24 protein-coding genes are annotated in these 19586 nt (G+C 41.0%); 5 read left to right on the top strand and 19 right to left on the bottom strand.

What is annotated here, in order from left to right; genetic code table 11:
- Nucleotides 1–6 precede the first annotated feature (6 nt).
- The 4 genes from LEP1GSC199_RS11350 to LEP1GSC199_RS11365 are packed head-to-tail and all read left to right on the top strand — an operon-like array spanning nt 7 to nt 1463.
- Nucleotides 7–678: a glutathione S-transferase family protein gene (locus LEP1GSC199_RS11350; RefSeq protein ID WP_002983232.1), complete on the top strand. Its 672-nt coding sequence runs from the start codon at nt 7–9 to the stop codon at nt 676–678.
- 1 nt (nt 679) lies between these two features.
- Nucleotides 680–904: a BolA/IbaG family iron-sulfur metabolism protein gene (locus tag LEP1GSC199_RS11355; RefSeq protein ID WP_002982513.1), complete on the top strand. Its 225-nt coding sequence runs from the start codon at nt 680–682 to the stop codon at nt 902–904.
- A 2-nt stretch (nt 905–906) separates the two neighbouring features.
- Nucleotides 907–1215 (top strand): Grx4 family monothiol glutaredoxin, encoded by a 309-nt coding sequence (gene grxD, locus LEP1GSC199_RS11360; RefSeq protein WP_002982746.1) that lies wholly within the window; start codon nt 907–909, stop codon nt 1213–1215.
- A 5-nt stretch (nt 1216–1220) separates the two neighbouring features.
- A complete protein-coding gene (locus LEP1GSC199_RS11365) occupies nt 1221–1463 on the top strand; it encodes a glutathione S-transferase N-terminal domain-containing protein (RefSeq protein ID WP_002983072.1) in 243 nt (80 codons plus the stop codon).
- A gap of 122 nt (nt 1464–1585) precedes the next feature.
- Here the strand turns inward: LEP1GSC199_RS11365 and gshAB are convergent, their stop codons facing one another.
- The 18 genes from gshAB to LEP1GSC199_RS11455 form a co-directional block, all read right to left on the bottom strand.
- Nucleotides 1586–2593 carry a bifunctional glutamate--cysteine ligase GshA/glutathione synthetase GshB gene (gene gshAB / locus LEP1GSC199_RS11370; RefSeq protein WP_002982256.1) on the bottom strand — a complete coding sequence of 336 codons (1008 nt, stop codon included), beginning with the start codon at nt 2591–2593 and terminating at the stop codon, nt 1586–1588.
- A 4-nt stretch (nt 2594–2597) separates the two neighbouring features.
- Nucleotides 2598–4190 (bottom strand): glutamate--cysteine ligase, encoded by a 1593-nt coding sequence (gene gshA, locus LEP1GSC199_RS11375; RefSeq protein ID WP_002982592.1) that lies wholly within the window; start codon nt 4188–4190, stop codon nt 2598–2600.
- 3 nt (nt 4191–4193) lie between these two features.
- Nucleotides 4194–5948 (bottom strand): gamma-glutamyltransferase, encoded by a 1755-nt coding sequence (ggt, locus tag LEP1GSC199_RS11380; protein ID WP_002982663.1) that lies wholly within the window; start codon nt 5946–5948, stop codon nt 4194–4196.
- Nucleotides 5949–5950: 2 nt separating this feature from the next.
- Nucleotides 5951–6274, bottom strand: coding sequence for a metal-sulfur cluster assembly factor (locus tag LEP1GSC199_RS11385; RefSeq protein ID WP_002983052.1), 324 nt, complete (start codon nt 6272–6274; stop codon nt 5951–5953).
- Nucleotides 6271–6693 carry an iron-sulfur cluster assembly scaffold protein gene (locus LEP1GSC199_RS11390; RefSeq protein WP_002982717.1) on the bottom strand — a complete coding sequence of 141 codons (423 nt, stop codon included), beginning with the start codon at nt 6691–6693 and terminating at the stop codon, nt 6271–6273. The genes LEP1GSC199_RS11385 and LEP1GSC199_RS11390 overlap by 4 nt, the downstream gene beginning before the upstream one ends.
- Nucleotides 6677–7921, bottom strand: a complete 1245-nt coding sequence (locus LEP1GSC199_RS11395) for a cysteine desulfurase (protein WP_002982406.1) — start codon at nt 7919–7921, stop codon at nt 6677–6679. The genes LEP1GSC199_RS11390 and LEP1GSC199_RS11395 overlap by 17 nt, the downstream gene beginning before the upstream one ends.
- Nucleotides 7918–8232 carry a Rieske (2Fe-2S) protein gene (locus tag LEP1GSC199_RS11400; protein ID WP_002982853.1) on the bottom strand — a complete coding sequence of 105 codons (315 nt, stop codon included), beginning with the start codon at nt 8230–8232 and terminating at the stop codon, nt 7918–7920. The genes LEP1GSC199_RS11395 and LEP1GSC199_RS11400 overlap by 4 nt, the downstream gene beginning before the upstream one ends.
- A complete protein-coding gene (locus LEP1GSC199_RS11405; RefSeq protein ID WP_002983096.1) occupies nt 8232–9389 on the bottom strand; it encodes a SufD family Fe-S cluster assembly protein in 1158 nt (385 codons plus the stop codon). Before LEP1GSC199_RS11405 ends, LEP1GSC199_RS11400 begins: the two co-directional genes overlap by 1 nt.
- On the bottom strand, nt 9386–10138 hold the full coding sequence (gene sufC, locus LEP1GSC199_RS11410) for a Fe-S cluster assembly ATPase SufC (RefSeq protein WP_002983200.1): 753 nt from the start codon (nt 10136–10138) through the stop codon (nt 9386–9388). Before sufC ends, LEP1GSC199_RS11405 begins: the two co-directional genes overlap by 4 nt.
- Nucleotides 10139–10232: 94 nt before the next feature.
- On the bottom strand, nt 10233–11471 hold the full coding sequence (locus LEP1GSC199_RS11415) for an EAL domain-containing protein (protein WP_002982471.1): 1239 nt from the start codon (nt 11469–11471) through the stop codon (nt 10233–10235).
- A 115-nt stretch (nt 11472–11586) separates the two neighbouring features.
- Nucleotides 11587–12870 carry a sugar phosphate nucleotidyltransferase gene (locus LEP1GSC199_RS11420; protein ID WP_002982282.1) on the bottom strand — a complete coding sequence of 428 codons (1284 nt, stop codon included), beginning with the start codon at nt 12868–12870 and terminating at the stop codon, nt 11587–11589.
- 53 nt (nt 12871–12923) lie between these two features.
- Nucleotides 12924–13571 (bottom strand): phosphoribosylformylglycinamidine synthase subunit PurQ, encoded by a 648-nt coding sequence (gene purQ / locus LEP1GSC199_RS11425; protein ID WP_002983082.1) that lies wholly within the window; start codon nt 13569–13571, stop codon nt 12924–12926.
- On the bottom strand, nt 13568–13816 hold the full coding sequence (purS, locus tag LEP1GSC199_RS11430; protein WP_002982940.1) for a phosphoribosylformylglycinamidine synthase subunit PurS: 249 nt from the start codon (nt 13814–13816) through the stop codon (nt 13568–13570). Before purS ends, purQ begins: the two co-directional genes overlap by 4 nt.
- Nucleotides 13798–14655 carry a phosphoribosylaminoimidazolesuccinocarboxamide synthase gene (locus tag LEP1GSC199_RS11435; protein ID WP_002982423.1) on the bottom strand — a complete coding sequence of 286 codons (858 nt, stop codon included), beginning with the start codon at nt 14653–14655 and terminating at the stop codon, nt 13798–13800. Before LEP1GSC199_RS11435 ends, purS begins: the two co-directional genes overlap by 19 nt.
- Nucleotides 14652–15779 carry a PP2C family protein-serine/threonine phosphatase gene (locus LEP1GSC199_RS11440; RefSeq protein ID WP_002982879.1) on the bottom strand — a complete coding sequence of 376 codons (1128 nt, stop codon included), beginning with the start codon at nt 15777–15779 and terminating at the stop codon, nt 14652–14654. The genes LEP1GSC199_RS11435 and LEP1GSC199_RS11440 overlap by 4 nt, the downstream gene beginning before the upstream one ends.
- Before the next feature lie 4 nt (nt 15780–15783).
- The gene (gene ccsA / locus LEP1GSC199_RS11445; protein WP_002983111.1) at nt 15784–16482 is read right to left on the bottom strand and encodes a cytochrome c biogenesis protein CcsA; all 699 of its coding nucleotides are present in this window, start codon (nt 16480–16482) and stop codon (nt 15784–15786) included.
- A gap of 51 nt (nt 16483–16533) precedes the next feature.
- Entirely contained in the window at nt 16534–17190 is a 657-nt protein-coding gene (locus tag LEP1GSC199_RS11450) for a heme exporter protein CcmB (protein WP_002982324.1), read from the bottom strand.
- Entirely contained in the window at nt 17171–17791 is a 621-nt protein-coding gene (locus LEP1GSC199_RS11455) for an ABC transporter ATP-binding protein (RefSeq protein ID WP_002982539.1), read from the bottom strand. The genes LEP1GSC199_RS11450 and LEP1GSC199_RS11455 overlap by 20 nt, the downstream gene beginning before the upstream one ends.
- An 8-nt stretch (nt 17792–17799) precedes the next feature.
- Here LEP1GSC199_RS11455 and LEP1GSC199_RS11460 point away from each other — a divergent pair, with 8 nt between their 5' ends.
- Nucleotides 17800–18816 (top strand): tetratricopeptide repeat protein, encoded by a 1017-nt coding sequence (locus tag LEP1GSC199_RS11460; protein ID WP_002982532.1) that lies wholly within the window; start codon nt 17800–17802, stop codon nt 18814–18816.
- Here the strand turns inward: LEP1GSC199_RS11460 and LEP1GSC199_RS11465 are convergent.
- A complete protein-coding gene (locus LEP1GSC199_RS11465) occupies nt 18771–19559 on the bottom strand; it encodes an ABC transporter ATP-binding protein (RefSeq protein ID WP_002982576.1) in 789 nt (262 codons plus the stop codon). The genes LEP1GSC199_RS11460 and LEP1GSC199_RS11465 overlap by 46 nt on opposite strands.
- Between the last annotated feature and the right edge of the window lie 27 nt (nt 19560–19586).

Here is a 19586-nt window from a genome sequence, read left to right on the forward strand (position 1 = left end):
ATCATTATGACCAAACCTTTACTTGTCAGTTTTAAACTTTGTCCTTATGTCCAAAGGTCCGTAATCAATCTTCTAGAAAAAAAAGTAGATTACGATATCAAATACATTGACCTCGCAAAAAAGCCGGATTGGTTTTTGAAAATTTCTCCTTTTGGAAGAGTTCCCGTCTTACAGATAGGAGACGATGTGATTTTTGAATCGGCGGTCATCAACGAATACTTAGATGAAACAAATGAACCAACTCTCCATCCGAAAGACCCCATCCAAAAAGCCAAACATCGTTCCTGGACAGAGTTTGCCAGTGCCCTCCTTGCGGACCAATACGGATGGACGATGTCCAAAGAAAAATCAGACTCCGATAAAAAAAGAGAAGAGATCTTATCCAAATTTAAAATTTTAGAAGCAGGCCTTCCGTCACCTACCGGATCGACACTCTTCTTTGCAGGTTCCCAAATGCATTTGGTGGATACTGCCTTTGCCCCTTTCTTTATGCGTATGCAATTTTTAAGTGACCATAACCCAGAATTCTATTTGCTCGGAGATTTTCCAAAGATCCAAAAATGGAGTGAAACTCTACTTTCACTCCCCTCGGTAAAGAATTCTGTTTTACCGGAAGTGCCAACAGAATATCTTGAATTTATCAAAGCCCACCATTCCTGGATGGGAGGAATACTATAGGATGACAATCCCTGAAATCCAAAAGAAAATTGAAGATGGCCTTCCCGGCTGCAAAGTGGAAATATTAGATCCGTACCGGGACGGAGTGCATATCAAAGCGGTGGTAACCTTTCCCGGTTTCTCAGGTAAAGGTCTTATCGAACAACATCGTATGGTCTATGCCACTTTGAAAGATGAATTAAAAGAAGAAATCCATGCATTGGCATTGGAAACTAGGAGCGAATAACCATGGAACAAGAGTTAAAGGATAAAATTGAATCCTTAATCAAATCAGAGAACGTATTTCTTTTTATGAAAGGAACGCCGGAGATGCCGCAGTGCGGGTTCTCTGCAGGTGTTGTGACCACTCTCAAACAACTAGGAATTCCTTTCGGTTCGTTTAATGTTCTCTCTGATATGAAAATCAGAGAAGGAATCAAAGAATTTACCAACTGGCCGACCATTCCTCAACTTTATATTAAAGGTGAATTTGTGGGTGGCCATGACATCACGATCCAAATGGCCCAGTCCGGTGAACTAACCAAAAAAGCGGGTTAATTTCTATGATTCGCCTCTACCAGTATGACACCTGCCCCTACTGCCAACGAGTGATTCGTACCTTTGAATCCCTCGGCCTTGTTTTGGGTAAGGACGTTGAATTTGTAGAGGCATCTTACGGGACTCCTGGTCGAGCCGAAGTGGTGAGGCTTGGAGGTCAATCCCAAGTCCCCTTCCTTGTGGATGGGACTGTGCAGATGTATGAATCTGCCGACATCATTGCTTATCTAAGATCCAAATATAGTTAAATTTATAACTAGATTCTACTACAGGACTCTGCCGACTAACGGACCCTAGACTCAAATTCTCTTTCATATCGTTCCATCTTAAGAACATACAGCCTTAAAGACGATAAGTCGTAATTTAGTCATCAATCAAATCCAAGTAAATCCAAAATTTTATCCCCCACAAACCTTGGTTTGCCGGAATAAGGAAATTCATGGATGTACAATACTGGATTGAAATTGATTTCTAAAATGGCATACGTTTTTGGATCTGGTTTGGATTCTATCTTTGACGAGATGATATCAATCCCACAAATCACAGCACCGGCAGCCTTCGCCGCAGCAATCGCAATGGATTTGAATTCTGGATGCACTAAATCGGTTACATCGAGTGAATCCCCACCAGTAGATATATTGGAGTTCTTTCGAAGGAAAATTTGTTTTCCAAACTCTGGGATCGAATCAAAATCCAAACCCTGGTCTTTGAGAATGTTTAGCTCTACCTCAGACTTTTGGATCTTTTCCAGAGCTGTTTTATGACCTTCTCCGCGCCTCGGGTCTTCGTTTTTTTTTGCAATCAACTGCCTGATGGAACTTTTGCCATCACCCAACACATTGGCAGGTACCCGATTACAAACGGCAACCACCGCATCACCTAATACCAAAAACCGATACTCCGGCCCTTCGATAAATTCTTCAATGATGATGGAACTAGAAAGTCCCAAGGCAATTTGAACAAAGTTTGTAAACTTCTCAAGGGAGTCTCCTGGATTAGAAATTCCAATTCCAAGTCCAAAGTTTGTGGTTACTGGTTTGATTACCTTTTTTTTGTCTAAAAAAAATTGATAATCTTCTAGAGCGTCTTCTAAAGAAGAATAATTTCTACCAATAGGAACACGAATTCCATTCTCGTCTAACACCAATTTGGAGGCAATTTTATTCTCCATAACCAAATAAGTCATAAGACTATCTAGACGGGTTTTACTTGCCTCTTTGACAAATTCGATATGATTGCCTTGTTTTAGACGAAGGAAGTTTTCCTTTCTATCCACCATTTCGATCTGTATTCCCCGAGCAAGCGCATCCCGAATGATGATTTGCGTAGAGATTTCTAAATCTTCGTAACCTAAAGGTAAAGGTTTTGTATCCGCCACTTACTCAAACCCCACTACAAAGTTTTAAGGGTTTGATTTGGATGGGTTTTTGATTTTTCTTTAAATGACTTCCTTCCAAGGTTTCGATCTTTTGTTGTTCGTATATCGATTGGACACTTAGGTCTTCGAAGTATTTGATTTTGTTTGGAGGAAGTGGATATTGCTGTAATTCTTCCTTATGGGCTTTGGCAAGAGTAAGACCGAACTCACGATAACTCGATTTATGAATTTCTAAATCCAACTCAGACATTTCAGATCCTAAATGGCTTGGATCATCCCATTTTTCCCACTGGGCTTCCCAAGCTTTACTAAAAGGACCACTGGCATCATTTGCATCTAAAAGATCCGCTATGGGTTGGATTTCTACAAAAAGTTGGTAGACCAACTCGCGAAGAGGCATCTCTTCCCCCAAAAATTGAATTTTTGTATCTTCCTTTCTTCCAAACCAAGTAGTGACCTCTTGGTTTTTTCTCCAATCGGCCATCTCCGCCAAATCAGACTTAGGTGACTCGTTCAACATACAATAGAGTAGAACCATATGCAAAAAATAAAGACGGTTTTCTTCCACACCAATGGGAGAAAAAGGATCCAAATCCAAAAGTCGGATTTCTAAATACTCCACACCTCTTTCCACAAGAGCATCCACCACCCTTTCCTCGCCTTTCGGCACTTGTTTAGGGCGAACAAGCGAGTAGTATTCGTTCTCCAATTGTAAGATATGATCATTCAACTGGTTTGTGGCTTTCCCATTAAACTGTTTGTAAGCTGTATAAGACTTAGATACGACATTACACATTCCATTAGCATATTCTTCCAAGGAATTGACAGAAATTGGATATTTGCCTTGCACTTTACTCGTATAACCTATACTCGACAAACGAAGTGTTGTCGCATAAGGTGCTTTCAGAGTTTTGGAATCAAGTTTTTTGATATGTTTAGTTTCCTCTGTAAAAGTAATGTCTGTTAAACTAGAAGATCCGAATAAATACAAAAGAGCAGGAGAAATTCTATAGAAATTTCGAATGGTATCAAAATAGATTTGTGATTTCGTTTCGTGAGTTAATGGTTTTTTGAATCTTTTTTCCGAGACGATGGACAAAAGACATGTATCAAAAGAGATATTGTAATGAACACCTGAGATGGTTTGCATCTTCTTTCCATAACGATACCCAAGGCCATTGCGATAGATGGTCTTTTTTCTTCCCTCTGTGGAGGTTCCGTAATTTCCCACTTCAATTTTATTCTCAGAAGGTAAAATCGGTGGCATACTAAAAGGCCATAAATATTCCGAATCTAAGTTGTGTGCTGTAAATGCATGTAACTCGGTGAGTTCTTTTAAGGCATCCGGGATGGATTTGTGAATATTGGTAGCATATTCAATTTGAGCTTCGGCAAAGTCCGTTTTAATCAATGGATGGGTGAGACTTGATCCCAAAGCTTTTGGGTGAGGTTTTGAAGAAATTTGCGACTTTCCATCAACTCTTACACTTTCTCTTTCTAACCCATGTTTGGCGCTGAGTAAACATGCCCTATATTCTTCTGATAATAAACTATTTGTGGAATTCTTTTTTGTTGATGTTAATAACTTTGATTTCATGGATTAAAAACCTAAAGGGACTCCTTCCCCTTTGGGATCAGACACACCAATTAGGCGGTCTCCCTCTCTTGTCACGGCAAATACTTTAGCACGATGTCTACTATATTGGACTTGATAAAAGGGTAATTCTGACTGAGGATAACTGTCTTTTATTTCTGGATCCAAAAAAATCCGATCAGGCATAAATTGGTGGTGGATTCGTGGATAGGATACACTTTCATAAAGATCTCTCTTTTGGATCAAATACCGGTAGAGAGTATTAAAGATGGAAGTGGGAATCTGGGAACCACCGGGGGCACCGATCACCATCTTTGTTTTTCCCGAAGCATCAAGAAGGATGCTTGGGCTCATACTAGAAAGCGGAGTTTTGCCAGGTTCAATGGCATTGGCCTTCGAGCCCACTAAACCATATAGGTTTGGCACTCCTGGCGCAACGGCAAAGTCGTCCATGGTATTGTTGAGTACAAGACCCGTTCCGGGAACCATATGACCTGCCCCAAAAATCCCATTCACTGACTGGGTAGTCGAAACAGCGTTTCCTTCTCGATCAAGAATGGAGATATGCGTGGTATTGTAAGATTCTGGTTTTTTGACTTCTTCTTTGGGTGTTGGCCAACTTCCAGAAACCACTTTCCTTTCAATTTCGTTTGTTTCTTCTTTTGCATAACCTTGCGATAAAAGTTTCGAAACGGGAATGTTTGTAAATAGAGGATCGCCGCCAATCTCTGCTCGGTCTCGGTAAGCTACTCGCATAGCTTCCGTAATACGAATCATTTCACCCACATCCCCTTTCGGAAATGTATTACGATTTTGCATTTCAGAATACAAATGCATCATTGTCACAAGATGAACCCCAGAACTTGGGGGAGGCATGGTAAGAATGGTATGACCCCAAACAGAACTCACCAAAGGTTCGCTTACCTTCACTTGGTAATTTTTAAAATCATCTGGAGTGATAAATTCCTGAAATTCGGAATAGTAATTAGACACCAACTGAATCGTTTCCCCATCCGAAAATTCTTTTTCCGGATTCTCAATGATTCGCTCTAAGGTTTTAGCAAGATCCTCTTGGAGGAGAAGCTCTCCTTCTCGAATGGCCCGGTTATCGATCCCAAATACTTTTTGCATAGCCGGATTCATCTGTGGCCAAGTTTTTACAATCGCGGCCGCTAAATCCCCATAAACAGAAAAACCATTTCTCGCATAACGAATCGCAGGTGCAAGGATGTCACCGAGCGGTAATTTTCCATGTTGTTTTTGGATTTGTAAAATCCCTTGGACTGTTCCCGGAACACCAGCACTGTAAGGCCCTTTTAGAGTTTTCTCCAAAATGACAGAGCCGTCTTCTTTTAGATAAAAAGAGGCTACTCCTTTTTTGGGAGAACGTTCTCGAAAGTCGTAAGCCCACTTACCCTTCGCTGGCAAATACACAACTGCAAAGCCACCACCAAAAAGACCTGTGGAATGGGGACGAAGGACAGAGATGGCAAAACTGGCAGCGGCAAATACATCCACCACATTTCCTCCTTGTTTCCAAACCTCCATCCCCGCTTGAGATGCCAGTGGATGGTCAGAGGATATGATGATTTCTTTTCCAGTAAATTCATACCTGTCCCGTTTCTCAGAAGCACCTTCGATTTGAGGTACAGTTAAGTTTGCTTGTGGTTTAGATGGAAATGAGTCTTGAAGGAAGGGGATCGACTCACAACCGTTAAAGAATAAAAGGAGAACCAACCAATAGTTAGTTCGGATGATCAAATTCAATCGAAGATCCCCATTTGCATTTTGGCTTCTTCACTGGCCATGGCCCTAGGTTCCCATTTCGGGTTCCAAACTACATGAACCACAACTTCACTGATCCCATCCACACGAAGGGCATGGTTTTCAATATCTTGTTTCATTTGTGGACCTGCCGGACAAGCAAGGGAAGTATAGGTCATGGTGACCTCCGCTTTCTCCCCTTCCACTTTGATATCATAAATCAAACCCAACTCAATGAGAGAAATTCCAATCTCTGGATCTTCTACCATACGAACACTATGGAATACTTCCCATTCTTTCTCTGTTTCAGGATCACGTATCATATCATTTCCTCACTCAATTTTACTAGGGTTTGCCAGGGCAAAAGCCCACAACGATAACGACCAGGATGTGTTCTTAGGGTTTTAAAAAAGGATATCTCTTCTGGATCTTCAAACAAGCGAGAATCCACCCCATCTAAAAAATTTTTTCTCTCTTGCAAGTAAGACGGAAGAGCCTTCCAGTGTAGCAGTGATTTATTTTTAAAGAGAAGTCCTGCTGCTGCAGAACAAATAGAACAAGACTCACCACCGAGTCCTAAAATCTGAATGGAATGGTCTTTTTCCAATTGGTAGTAGATAAAAATTTCATCCCCGCAAAGTGGGTTCAGTCCCTTAACCACTCTATGGTCTACCTTTGGTTTTTCCCAAACGGCAAAGGACTTCCAACGCAGGAAATCTTCTAAATTACTTTCTTGCGACACGACCGAATATTGATTTTACTTTATCAATCGAATGAACCAAGGCATCGATATCTTCTTTGGTATTATAAAGATAGAAGGAGGCACGACAAGTTCCCGGAATGGACAATTGTTTCATCAGTGGTTGGCAACAGTGGTGACCCACTCGAATCGCCACACCTTCTTCATCTAAGATGGAACCAACATCATGGGGATGGATTCCGTCCATAGTAAAGGATACAACACCTCCCCTTTTGTCTAAGTCCTCAGTTCCATAAATCTGAAGTCCACCAATCCGGTTCAACCTTTCCAATGCATATTCGGTTAACATCCGTTCGTGTTCTTTGATATTTTTCATTCCTACTTTTTGCAAATAATCCAAAGCATGACTAAATCCTATGACTCCTGCAATATTGGGAGTGCCGGCTTCGAGTTTCGCTGGGAGAGCGGCATAAGTAGAACTTTCTAGTTCCACAGATTCAATCATATCCCCACCCCCAAGCCAAGGAGGCATTGCTTCTAAAATTTCTTCTTTTCCAAAAAGAACTCCGACCCCTGTGGGTCCAAGCATCTTATGCGCAGAAAATGCATAAAAATCTACATCCATATCCACCAAATGGATGGGCATATGACAAGCAGCTTGTGCTCCATCGACCAAAATTTTGGCTCCGACTTGGCGAACACGATCTATAATCTTTGTTAGGTCATGGATAGTCCCCGTCACATTCGACATCTGGCTTAAGGCCACAAGTTTTGTTCGTTTGGTGATGATTTGATTTAAGTTCGATAAGTCGTAAGTGGTGTCTTCTTGAATCGGAATGAATTTTAAAAAGGCTTTTTTCTCTAAGGCCAACATCTGCCAAGGCACTAAATTGGAGTGGTGTTCTTGAACCGATAAAACAATCTCATCCCCTTCCCCAATATTGGTTCTCCCCCAGGCTTGCGCCACAAGGTTTATGGAATCTGTTGTACCACGGGTGAAAATAATTGCCTTAGCACATTGCGCCTGGAAAAAATGCGAAGTTTTGATCCTGGTTCGTTCAAAAAGTTCAGTGGCATGTTGGGAGAGGTAATACACCCCTCTATGGATATTGGCATTATCGTTAGTATAATAGTCGTTCGTGGCATCAATCACCGATTTCGGTTTTTGGGAGGATGCCCCATTATCCAAATAAACCAATGGTTTTCCGTTGGGTAAAATCCGAGAAAGGATTGGGAAGTCTTTTCTAGTTTGGTAGGGATCTAAACTCATACCGCCTCCAAATCCACTTCCAAATCATCACCCACCACACGAACGGGAAAGATCACAAGAGGTTCTGTTGCCGGAAGGGCCAAAACCTCACCACTACGAACATCAAATTTTGCGAAATGTCTCGGGCAAGTGATGACACAACCTTCCAATTTTCCACAAGAGATTTCTTCCCCGTCATGCGTACAAGAATCTTCAAAGGCGTAATACTTTCCTTCCACTTGTGTCACGACAACATTAAAATGGCGGGTTTTGACAACAACCAAACTGCCTTCGCCCACTTCTAAAACAGAGATTAACTTTTTAAAGGCCACTATTTGCCTCCTACTAGAATCTCTCTGATTTGAGATTCCAAAGACAGTTTCACTTCTTCAGAAAAACCAATCGAGTGGATGGTCTCTCCGTAAAAAGCAGTCACAAGTAAAGACTTGGACTCTGCAGGTGTTAGACCGCGGGAAAGAAGATAAAAATACTGTTCTTCATCAATATCCCCCACAGTGGCTCCGTGAGTGCATGATACATCTTCAGCAAGCACTTCCAATTTGGGATTTGCTTCTGCTCTTGCTTTTTTATTTAAAGAAAGGTTAAAAGACTCTTGGTGGGCAATCACCTTTTTTAAGTTTGGTGGGATGATTAAATTCCCAGTAAAAATATGGTGGGATTTATCTGTAACAATCGCTTTATAACTGATTTTACTAGTGGTATGGTCAGCATGGTGGTACATCTCCATCTCTAGATCTTTTAGGTTCCTTCCCCCGAGAGCAGAAACCCCATCCACAATCACTTCTGCACCTTTCCCAAGTAAGTGGCTATGTAAAAACAATTTCGAACGAAATCCACCTATAGGAAAATGGTGAAATTTTACTTGGGACTCAGATCGAGAAAGAATGGCTACACTACGAAACCTATATAAATCGAAATCACTGGACTCTCTATCCAAAACTTCTAAAAAAGAAGCCTCTTCTGTAATATAAAAATCCAAAGAGGATGACATATGAAGGGCATCTGTTTCGTGAATGTGTTCCAATCGATTTTGGATTTTTGCAGTTTTACCCGACTTTAAATAGAAGATGCGAACAGAAAATTTAGGAGCATCTCCCATTTCCTGAAATAGAAAATCACTTTCCCCTTCCTCTACAAGAATGAGTTCATAACTTTCTGCGGCCATCAAACTTAAATAAGCAAAATAATCCTTAGGAATGTATTTTAAAATATCAGAAAGAATCCCATCGACTATCTCTTCAGGTAACGAAGGTTCGTCTGAAACTTCGTCGTTAGTATTTATAGAAATTTCTTTGGGATCAAATTGTAATTCCTTCCAATCCACGGAAGCCAAGGGAAATTTTCTCCAAGACTCATGAGAGTCTGTAGGAATTTCTAACTTTTTCCAAATTTCTAAGATGGATTTACGAAATTCTTTTGTTCGTTCTTTCGAGAGAACCAATCGATTTCTCGTGAGTGAGGAATTCATTTGACTCCTTCTCTCTCCAAAATCCAGTCGTAACCCACTTCTTCTAATTTTAAGGAGAGGTCTTTGCCACCAGTCTCTAAAATTCTACCATCAGCAAACACGTGTACAAAATCAGGAACAATATAATTCAACATACGTTGGTAATGAGTGATGAGTAAAATAGAACGTTCCGGATTTCTGTTGGAATTAATTCCTTCCGAAACAATTCGTAAAGCATCAATGTCGAGTCCAGAATCGGTCTCATCCAAAATGGAGAGAACCGGTTTGAGTAAACTCATTTGTAAAATTTCTGCCCGTTTTTTTTCCCCACCGGAAAACCCATCGTTCACATAACGACCGATAAACGACTGAGGCACTTCAAGAAGGTCCATGGATTGTTTTAGTTCTTGTTTGAATTCTTTGACAGGAACGTCCTTTCCCCTATGGGCTTTCAGAATGGACCTTAAAAAATTTCCAATGGTAACTCCCGGAAGAGCCGTTGGGTATTGGAAGGATAAAAAAATTCCGAGCCTTGCCCTTTCATCCGTCGATTTGTTTAAAATGGATTCTCCCCGAAAGAGGATATCTCCCGAAGTAATCGTGTATTTTGGATGGCCGAGAATGACGTTGGAAAGAGTACTCTTTCCAGATCCATTGGGTCCCATAATGGCATGGACTTCGCCGGGGCCGATGGTGAGATTAACCCCTCGGAGGATCGTTTTGTCCCCTACATTGGCGTGTAGAGATTTGATTTCGAGAATAGCGGACAAGGTGGTATCCTGTTTTGTATATATTTAGAATGATTCTATATTTTAGACGAATCCCTTCTACCAGGAAAAAGCACCACTCAAAAAAAACAAGATTCTATTCCGACCAACCTACCTGGGCAATCAGGATCTTTCCATCCCTAAGAGAGAAGGTAAAAATCACATACTGGTTTTGGTTCGTAATATCATAGAGTGGATAGGTCACACCCCATTTTTTCCGGAACCGATCCGATTCCTCTTTATGTTTGAGAAAGTAAGGTTTCCAAGCATAGTTGTTTCCAATTTGGCGGGAACGTTCCAAATACCCACCATTCATACGATCCAAATCGTAAGTGGGAGTGATTTGGTAACCTTCCTGATCACAAACAAAGACCTTGAGGATTTCTCTTGGTAAAGAACCAAGGATTTGTCCAAACCGGTAAGAAAAATCATCTTCTTTGGTATCCGAAAGTTCGTAGAAAAGGTCTTGGAGTTGGTCAATGATCCTTTGTTCCCGCATTCCCTTTTCCCGAAGTTCCCTAGAACGAACGCTAGAAAAGTTTTCTAAAACTGTTTTCATTTTATCGGAGAAAGTATTGCGGTTCAGAAAATGTGGGTTCGGGGTAGAAAAATAGTACCCTTGCAAAAGATTGGCTCCCATAGATAGGGCCAGGTTCACCTCTTCTTCGGTTTCAATTCCTTCAAAAAGAAGTTGGCTTCCGAGTTTCTGAGACATTTCCGAAATCGCACCAAGGACTTGTTTGAAAGAATTTTTATTCAAACTTTCTCTCATAATGCGAATGTCGACCTTCATGATATCGGGGTGTAAATAACCAATCCTCTCCAAATTGGAAAATCCAGTTCCCAAATCATCGATGGCAATTTTGAGTCCATAGTCCCGAAAAATCTGCACAATTTGGATGAGGCGGTCAATCGAACCATCAAATTCGTCCTCTGTGATTTCGATGACCACTTGGTTGCGATCAATTCCGTATTTTTCGATGAGTTGGATGATATGGAAGTTTTCTGCAAATAAATCCGTATGATGGACCCGAGACAGGAAGTTCGGCATCATATTGAAAAAGAGTTTGGTGCGTAGGGAACTTTCTTTTAAGGTCTGAACTGCCTTTTCTCTAAGAATCCGATCGATATTATAGACCGGAACCGGATCCTGGTCCCGATTGTGGAAAAGCTCACCTAAAGAATGGTAGGAGTTTTTCTCAGGATTGAACTGCCGCCCGAGCACCTCGTAAGCGGAAATGGAGCGATTGATCGCATTGACGATGGGTTGGAAATGAGGGACAAAATATGTCTCGTTCCAAAACTGGTTTCCTTCCGTTGATTCCGTTGTGAACATGGTTCCCTTTCGTCCAGGTTAGAACTAAGTTCAAAACTGACAAGTCAAAATCCCTAGATCTGAGACAATCCCAAGGAATTTTGACTCAGAAATGCCTAAAATATGTCAATTTGACTCAGATGGAATAACCATCGGGGACTGCGGTATGGCGGGGAACCACGATGATTCCCTCCCGAATCCGCACATATTCGTCTTCATATTCTTGGAGATTTTGTTCGTTTAACAGCCGAACGTTGGCTCCGATGGCGCAGTCTTTATCGACAATTGTCCGTCGTATTTCGCAGTTAGGTCCAATCCCAATCGGGATTTTTCCTGACTTACGATCAAAGTATCCATAGTGGTCCAGACCCATAATGATGGAGTCGTAGATTTTGGTTCCCGAAGCGATGAGCTGACGCACACCAATAATGGAACGGTGCACCTCACACTGGTTTAGGATCGTCCCTTCGGAAATTAGGGCTTGGTTCACAACCGCTTGGATGATCTTAGAAGGAGGAAGAGCCCGGGCCCTAGTGTAGATCGGTGTTTTTTCCAAGTAAAGATTGAACTTAGGGATGTGGTCGGTTAACATCAAGTTGGCTTCATAAAAAGCTTTGATGGTTCCTATATCTTCCCAGTAACCGTCGTAAGTATATGCCTTTACCTTTCTTTCTCGGATGGCTCTCGGAAGAATTTCCTTTCCAAAATCAGCCATATTCCGATCTTCCAATACATCAATGAGGGTAGATGTATTGAATATATAAATTCCCATATTGGCAAGGAAGGATCCATTTTTGGTGCGGCAAGATTCGACTTGGGTAACGTCTTGTGGTTTTTCTATAAACTCTTGGATAAACCCACCCACACCTGATTTCACAATTCCAAGACCGTAAATTTGGTCTTCAGGAATGGCATTGGTAGCAACAGAAATTTCTGTTTCTGGATCCATCAAATGGCTCTGCATAAAATCAGAAAGGTCCATATTATACAATTGATCACCGGATAAAATAAGGACGTATTTGGGTTTTTGTTCTCTAATGTAAGGAAGGACTTTTCTTACCGCATCGGCAGTTCCTTCAAACCAATTGGCACTGGATACAGTTTGTTCAGCAGCGATGATTTCGACAAAACTCTTTTGGTGGATGTTATTGGTAGCATAGGTTCTATTGATATGGCGGTTTAAGGAATAAGAATTGAACTGAGTCAGGATGAATATCTTTTCGAAACCACTGTTAAGTGAGTTAGAAATGGGAATGTCAATGAGTCGGTATTTTCCTCCGAAACTCACAGCGGGTTTGGATCTTTTTTCGGTAAGTGGTAATAAACGAGTTCCTTTCCCTCCACCTAAGATGATGGTCAAAACTTCATCCTTCTTTAGGATGAAGTCCACGCAATCAATAGAGTCTTCCTGAAATCGCATACCTTCCCTTGTAATCTAATCAGACGAAAAAGCAAGAAAAGGTTAAAAGATTTTTATTTTTTTAATAGAGCTTCTAGGATTTGTTTCCCGTCCATCTTACCGGTATAGGGGTTCACAGCTCGTTCTGGATGAGGCATCATTCCCAAAACATTTCCCGCTTCATTACAAATCCCTGCGATATCATGTAGGGATCCATTCGGATTTTCTTTATAACGAAAGACAACTTGTCCGTTTTTTTCTAATCGTTCTAAAGTATCCGAATCTGCAAAGTAGGCCCCTTCTCCATGAGCAATGGGGATACTTAGATTTTCCTGTAGTCCCTTGGTGAATTTGTTTTCTGGAACAGGAATGAGATCTACATCTTTACAAATGTATTTGAGAGTTCGGTTATGAAGGAGAGCTCCCGGAAGGAGTCCCGATTCTGTCAAAATTTGGAATCCATTACAAACTCCCAAAACCTTTCCGCCTTTTTTGGAATAGGCGACTACTGATTCCATGGCATTGGAAAATTTGGCCATGGCCCCGCATCGCAAATAATCTCCAAAAGAAAATCCACCGGGAAGGACCACAAGATCAGGAAGGTCAGTAAAAGAATCCTTATACCAAGTGTAATCTACCGTAGCACCAAATTCGGATGCGAGGACTGTCCCCACATCCTTATCACAATTGGAACCCGGAAAGGTGACAACTCGAACCTTCATATCTTTTCCACAACCAAACGGTATGTCTCAATCACTTGGTTGACGAGCACCGATTCACAAATTTCTTTTGCAAGTGTTTCTGCTTCTCGCTGCGAGCCCGCATCGATTTTCATTTCGATGTATTTTCCTACTCTTAGGTCAGCGACTGAATTTTTCCCTTGGTCGTGCAGGGTGCGGAGAACCGTTTGTCCTTGTGGGTCAAGAACCGATTCTTTGAGGGTAACATTTATTTTTGCGACAAACATAGCGTGATTTTATCTTCCAATTCCAAGTATTTTTTACGTAGTTCCAGGATCAAGGATTCGGGCAAATGGGGGGCCGGTGGATTTTTGTCCCAATCGGTGGATTCTAGCCAATTTCTTAGGATTTGTTTATCAAAACTGGCCGGAGTTTTCCCGAGTTCATAAGTGGATGCGTCCCAATACCTGGAAGAATCCGGTGTCAGGATTTCATCAATCAGGATCGGTTTTCCATCGATGAGTCCAAATTCAAATTTGGTATCACAAAGAAGGATTCCTTGTTTTGCCATTAAAACATGAGCCGTGTTATATAAATACAAAGAGAGTTCTTTTAGTTCGCTAAAAAGTTTTTCCCCTACTTCCTTTTCCATTGTGGATTCACTTACATTCTCATCATGGCCGGAATCATTTTTCCGTGCCGGTGTGAAAATAGGAGTTTCAAATTGATGGGATTCAAGAAGTCCCTTGGGATAAGGAACATGGGCAATGGTCCCTTCTGCTTTGTATTCCTTCCAAGCAGACCCAGTCAAATACCCGCGAACCACACATTCGAAATCAATTCGTTTTGCTTTTTTGACTAGGACCGACCGACCTTGAAGCGACTCTTCTTTTTGGAAAGGAGGCGGAAACTGGGAAACATCATCGGTTACCAAATGGTTGGCAATACTCGGAAACTGGCCAAACCAAGCAGTGGAGATCCGTGTCAGGATTTTTCCTTTGTCCAAAACAGGTTCCTGAAAAACAACATCAAAGGCAGAGATTCGGTCAGTGGCCACAAGAAGGAGAAAATCCCCTAAATCATAAACATCTCTTACTTTACCCTTATAACTGGGAGTTGGAATCATAATTGTATACACACCATCGCCATATCATCACTCGGAGTGGAAGACCCGCAGAATTCTAAAATTTTTGTCTGAACTGTTTGTAAAATATCTGTTCCTGACTTCACTGACTCATGAAAGATATCTTTCATTCCGTCTTCTGAAATGTATTCCGATTTTGGGTTCATCGCTTCACTTGCCCCATCCGTATACATAAAAAACAATGATCCTGTCTTTAACTGGACTGATTGTACTTCATCGGTGGCGCTAAAGTTGATTCCCATAATCATGGGACTCATTCCTTTTAGGAATTTTGTTTCCCCGTCGATATAGACGATGGGTGCGGGATGCCCCCCATTGATATAAGAAAGTTTTAGGTCTTGGTCAAGGATTGCATAACAAAACGTAATGGCATAATCTTCTGGAAGGACTAACTCCATATTTTTTCGCAGGTGTGCCACTCGTTCACTGAGTCCCATACTCGACACCAAGTTAAAAAGTTGCATCTTAAACATGGCACCAATGAGAGCCGCACTTGGTCCATGCCCAGAACAATCGGCAATGACGATATGGAGTTTTTTTTCTTCGATCCAAGAATCTACAAAATCCCCACCAATTTGTAAATAAGGATGAAATAATGTTTGGGCTTTGATTCCATTCCAGATAAAACTTTTTTCTGGTATTAGTTGGTCCTGGACCCGTCTTGCGGCCTGCAATTCTTTTTCGTATTTACTTTTCTGTCTGTACAACTCGTCTTGTAAGTCTTTCAAACGAATCACTGAGTGGATTTTGGCAACCAACTCTCTTTTGTTAAATGGTTTGTTGATAAAATCATCCCCACCATTTTTCATCGCTTCCTGGAATCCCACTTCTCTTTCAATGGATGTGATAAAAAGAATCGGAAGGAGTTTGAACTGATCCATGGTGCGTAGTTCCCGACAAAACGAAAACCCGTCCTGGACAGGCATATTCACATCTAACAGAAGTGTATCGATAGCAGTATTTAATAGAACAAGGCGTGCTTCCTCAGCAGAAAAGGCAGTATAGGTTTTGAAACCCTCTTGTTGCAAAAGGTATTTCAAAAGTTCCACATTTTCTGGAACATCATCTACAATGAGGATGGTATGAGCCGATTCTTCTTTTCCCATGGTTTTATTCCAGTTCCGATTTCAGTTTGGATCTGATATCATGGATTTTTTCACTTCGGTTGGAAACAAGAAAAAGGAAAAGAAATAGGAAGTGGAAGGCAATTACCCCGAGCCACATACTTTGTTTCATATCAGAATCCATCCCCCCCTTGCCAAGGACGCTGCTCGGATGGTTTCCTGGATTTTCGATCCAACGAATGGCCCCCCAAGTTAAGATGGCACTGACCGCACAAAGGACTGAAAGGTAAGCCGAAAGGATGGCTTTTTTCGTTTTTGCAGGAACTAAATAACGAAAGATAAAATAACTCAACAGAGAAATACAAAGAATAAAAAACGACTGTAACCTAGCATCTGTTTTATCCCAAGGAACACCCCAAGCACTATAGGCCCAAATGGGACCAGAGAACAAAACCCCTACCGCAAACAAAAAAGAAAGTTGGTTTGCGGTAAATGCGAGTCTATCCCAAAGCATATTTCTTGTAAAAAGATAAATCAAAGAAAAAAGAAAGGAAAGAATGGGGCCATATAACGCAACCCAGGCGACCGGAACGTGAAAGTAAAAAATTCGGTGACTTAATCCCTGTTCTAAAATGACGTTTGGATACACTAAAGATGTAAAAACGGCAAAAACCAGTGACGTACATACAACGAGAAAAAAACCAATGTCGAAAGCTGGGTGAAATATCCGAATCTTACGTTCCATTTTTTTCCAGATTTTCAGAGATGGAAAGAAATTCTAGGATAAAACAAGGTCTTAATGCTCATTCCGTAGAATCTCTATCATCACCGAACCAAGAGTTGCATAAAATAACATAAAAAACAAAAGAAGTCCCACGGAAGGGAGGTAAAACCCTGGCTCCAACCAATACCGATGTTCTGCTTCCAATCCAAAAAGAAAGAGGGGAATGGAAAAGGGAAGTTGCAAAAGAGGAATGATGATTTCTTTCAAACGACTTTCAAAGGCAATGAGGCCAAGAGAAACTCCAAGAAACACCAAACACCCACTCCCCAAATTGGCAAATAACCACTCTCCCCAATACCGTTCGATACTCATGTTTTGAAAAAAAACAGAAAGTACAAGGACAAGGGCTCCATTGACTAAAATGGTGCAAAACCATATCGCAAGGGACTTAGCCAGATACAAAGAAATAGGACTCACAAAGGAGAGGCTAGCCTCCCAACCCATTGATTCTCTTTCTTCCCAAAGGCTTTGGCTCACAATCACAAAGTTGAGTAAAAAAATAATGGCCCATTTGATCCCGCGAATACTACGTTCGGACAACATTTCATTCACTTCAATCGAGGTATAAAAAATAAACACAACCGATACACTTAAGGTAAAAAGAGAAACCACTCCCCCAAGCGACCGACCTATCAGATAAAATTCTTTTTTAAGTAAGGTGAGTAACAAACACACCTCCCTTCTCAATTTGTAATTGGGAGCTGCATTCTAATTCTTTGGGAATGGAATGGAGAACTATTAGAATGAGTCTTGATTTTGATTCTTCATTTAAAAGGTCACTCAAAACTTTTGAGGAATCGGCATCCAAACCCGTAAAAGGCTCATCAAACAAAACCACTTCTGCTGAAGAAAGTAAGGCTCTAAGAATTGCTACTTTCTGTTTCATTCCACGAGAAAAGGTATGTATGGGATCCCAAATTCGTTTCTGCAAACGAAAGGCCTCTAAAAGTCGGTTTCGTTTCGAAAGATCGGATATACTCCCATCTAACTTGGAAAAATAATCTAAATTTTCTTCTAAACTGAGAGAGGAATAAAACCCGAGTTCATGACTTAGATATGTGATTTTCTTTTTGCCTTGGTTCCATTGCCATTTCGGAGAGGAAAGCGAGTGGTGGTAGATCTCTTTTAAGAGAGTGGACTTTCCTGCCCCGTTCTCGCCAAGGACTGCCACAATCCCTGTCTTAAAAAAAGAGAGATTGATCTCTCTCAGTAAGACCTTTTCGCCGACAGTAATAGTAAGCGCTTTTGTTTCCAAAAGGGTTTGGTTCATTCTACACCATGTTCTTCCGTAGCTTTAGTCTCGCACTTCTGTTTTTATTCCCTACATTGATTTGGGGACAAAAACTCATAGGGAACCAGGAATACCCTGAGCTTCTTTGGGGTAAGGACCAAGAGTTCGATACCTCTGATTTGCCGAATGGATCCTTTATCTACCACAAAGACGACTTCATTCTCGCACGAGGGAAACTCTTCCGAGACGAACCACCGAAATCCAACGGAAGTTTTACCTATGGAACGGAGACCATTACCAATTCCGGCAAGTGGAATAATGATACAATGGAACTTTTGTTCAATGGAAAACCAAATACACGCTTAGAAGTGATCAAACGATTGGAGGCAGGTGTTCGTTTTGATCCCCAATTTTTTCCTTTCCGATACAATTTGGGACGACTGTATTCATTGGAGATGAATTATGAAAAAGCATTAGTGGAATTTGAATATGCCAAAGCAGAAATGCCAGAGTATTTCAAAACCTATCTTCATATCGCTATCCTATCTGAAATCACAAGACAAGTTTATTACGCCATCCTCAATTACAAACTGGCTGTTGCAAAAAATCCTTATGATACAGAAGCCCTCATTCGTTTGGCCGATCATTACCTAGCCACAGGACTGAAAAACCGAGCCCTTCTCTATCTAAACAAAGCCCTCACCATTGAAGAAGAAAGTCCCAATGTAAAATTAGGATTTGCTCGTTTGGAAATGGAAAAAGGAAATTTTCATATCGCGTATAAAATTTTTAGTCGCACCACTCTCACAACGGCGGAAGGAAAGCCAAAACCTTACGATAAAAAATTTCATTATTATTTTGCAGAAACCGCATCGAAAGTAACCGATTATGAAACGGCAGAAGAAGAATATACAAAGATGTTAAGTTTTACCAATGATCCTTTTTTTGCGACCGTATCTTCCAAAGTGATTGCAAGAAGGCGTGATATTGCCAAAAAATTTGCCGAGGCGAAACGAACTCAATTGGATGATTCAGAAGAGGAAGCAGTTCCGGCAAATGAATGATTTTTTGCCTGAAGTAAACTCTGCAAAAGTTTCGATTTTGGATTAGCGAGAATTTCCTTTGCTCGGCCCGATTCTACAATTTCCCCTCCATCCAAAACAAAAATAGCATCACACATATAAGACAAAAATCCTAAATCATGGGAAACAAGAAACATTCCCAAATTTTCCTTTGTATTGATTTCCTTTAGTTCTTCGGCAATCTTTTTTTGAACCAGCACATCAAGGGCAGTGACAGGCTCATCCAAAAGCAGATATTCTGGGCCCGTGAGTAAAGCTCGAAGGATGGCAAATCTTTGTAATTGCCCACCACTTAACTCTTGTTTTGTTTTATTCAACAATTCTTTAGGGAGATCAAACCTTTTACAGTAGGATTCAATTCGATCCCATTCCTTAGATTTTTGATGTGTTTTTAAAAAAAAATGATTTTTGATTCGGGCCGGTTCGAGTAATAATTCTCGCATTGAGCCAAAGGGAGAAAAACTGCCATGAGGGTCTTGGAATACAGGTTGGAGTTTCGGGTTTTGTCCTGAGGAAAGGTATTCTCCATTCCAAGATATGGATCCTTCCCATTCATATCCGCCCGTTTTTGTAAGGAGCCCAAGAGCCAATCGAAACAAAGTTGATTTCCCTGAGCCTGACTTTCCTACAAGTCCTGTGATTTCCTTTGGTTTAGCGATTAAGTTGATATTTCGTAATAAGGAACGGTCCGCCGCACGAACGGAAATATTTTTAAGAGTAAACATAAAACTCCCACCATAAAATCATTGCGT

It is taken from the genome of Leptospira vanthielii serovar Holland str. Waz Holland = ATCC 700522 (genome assembly GCF_000332455.1).
In the GTDB taxonomy this organism is placed as follows: Bacteria; Spirochaetota; Leptospiria; order Leptospirales; family Leptospiraceae; genus Leptospira_A; species Leptospira_A vanthielii.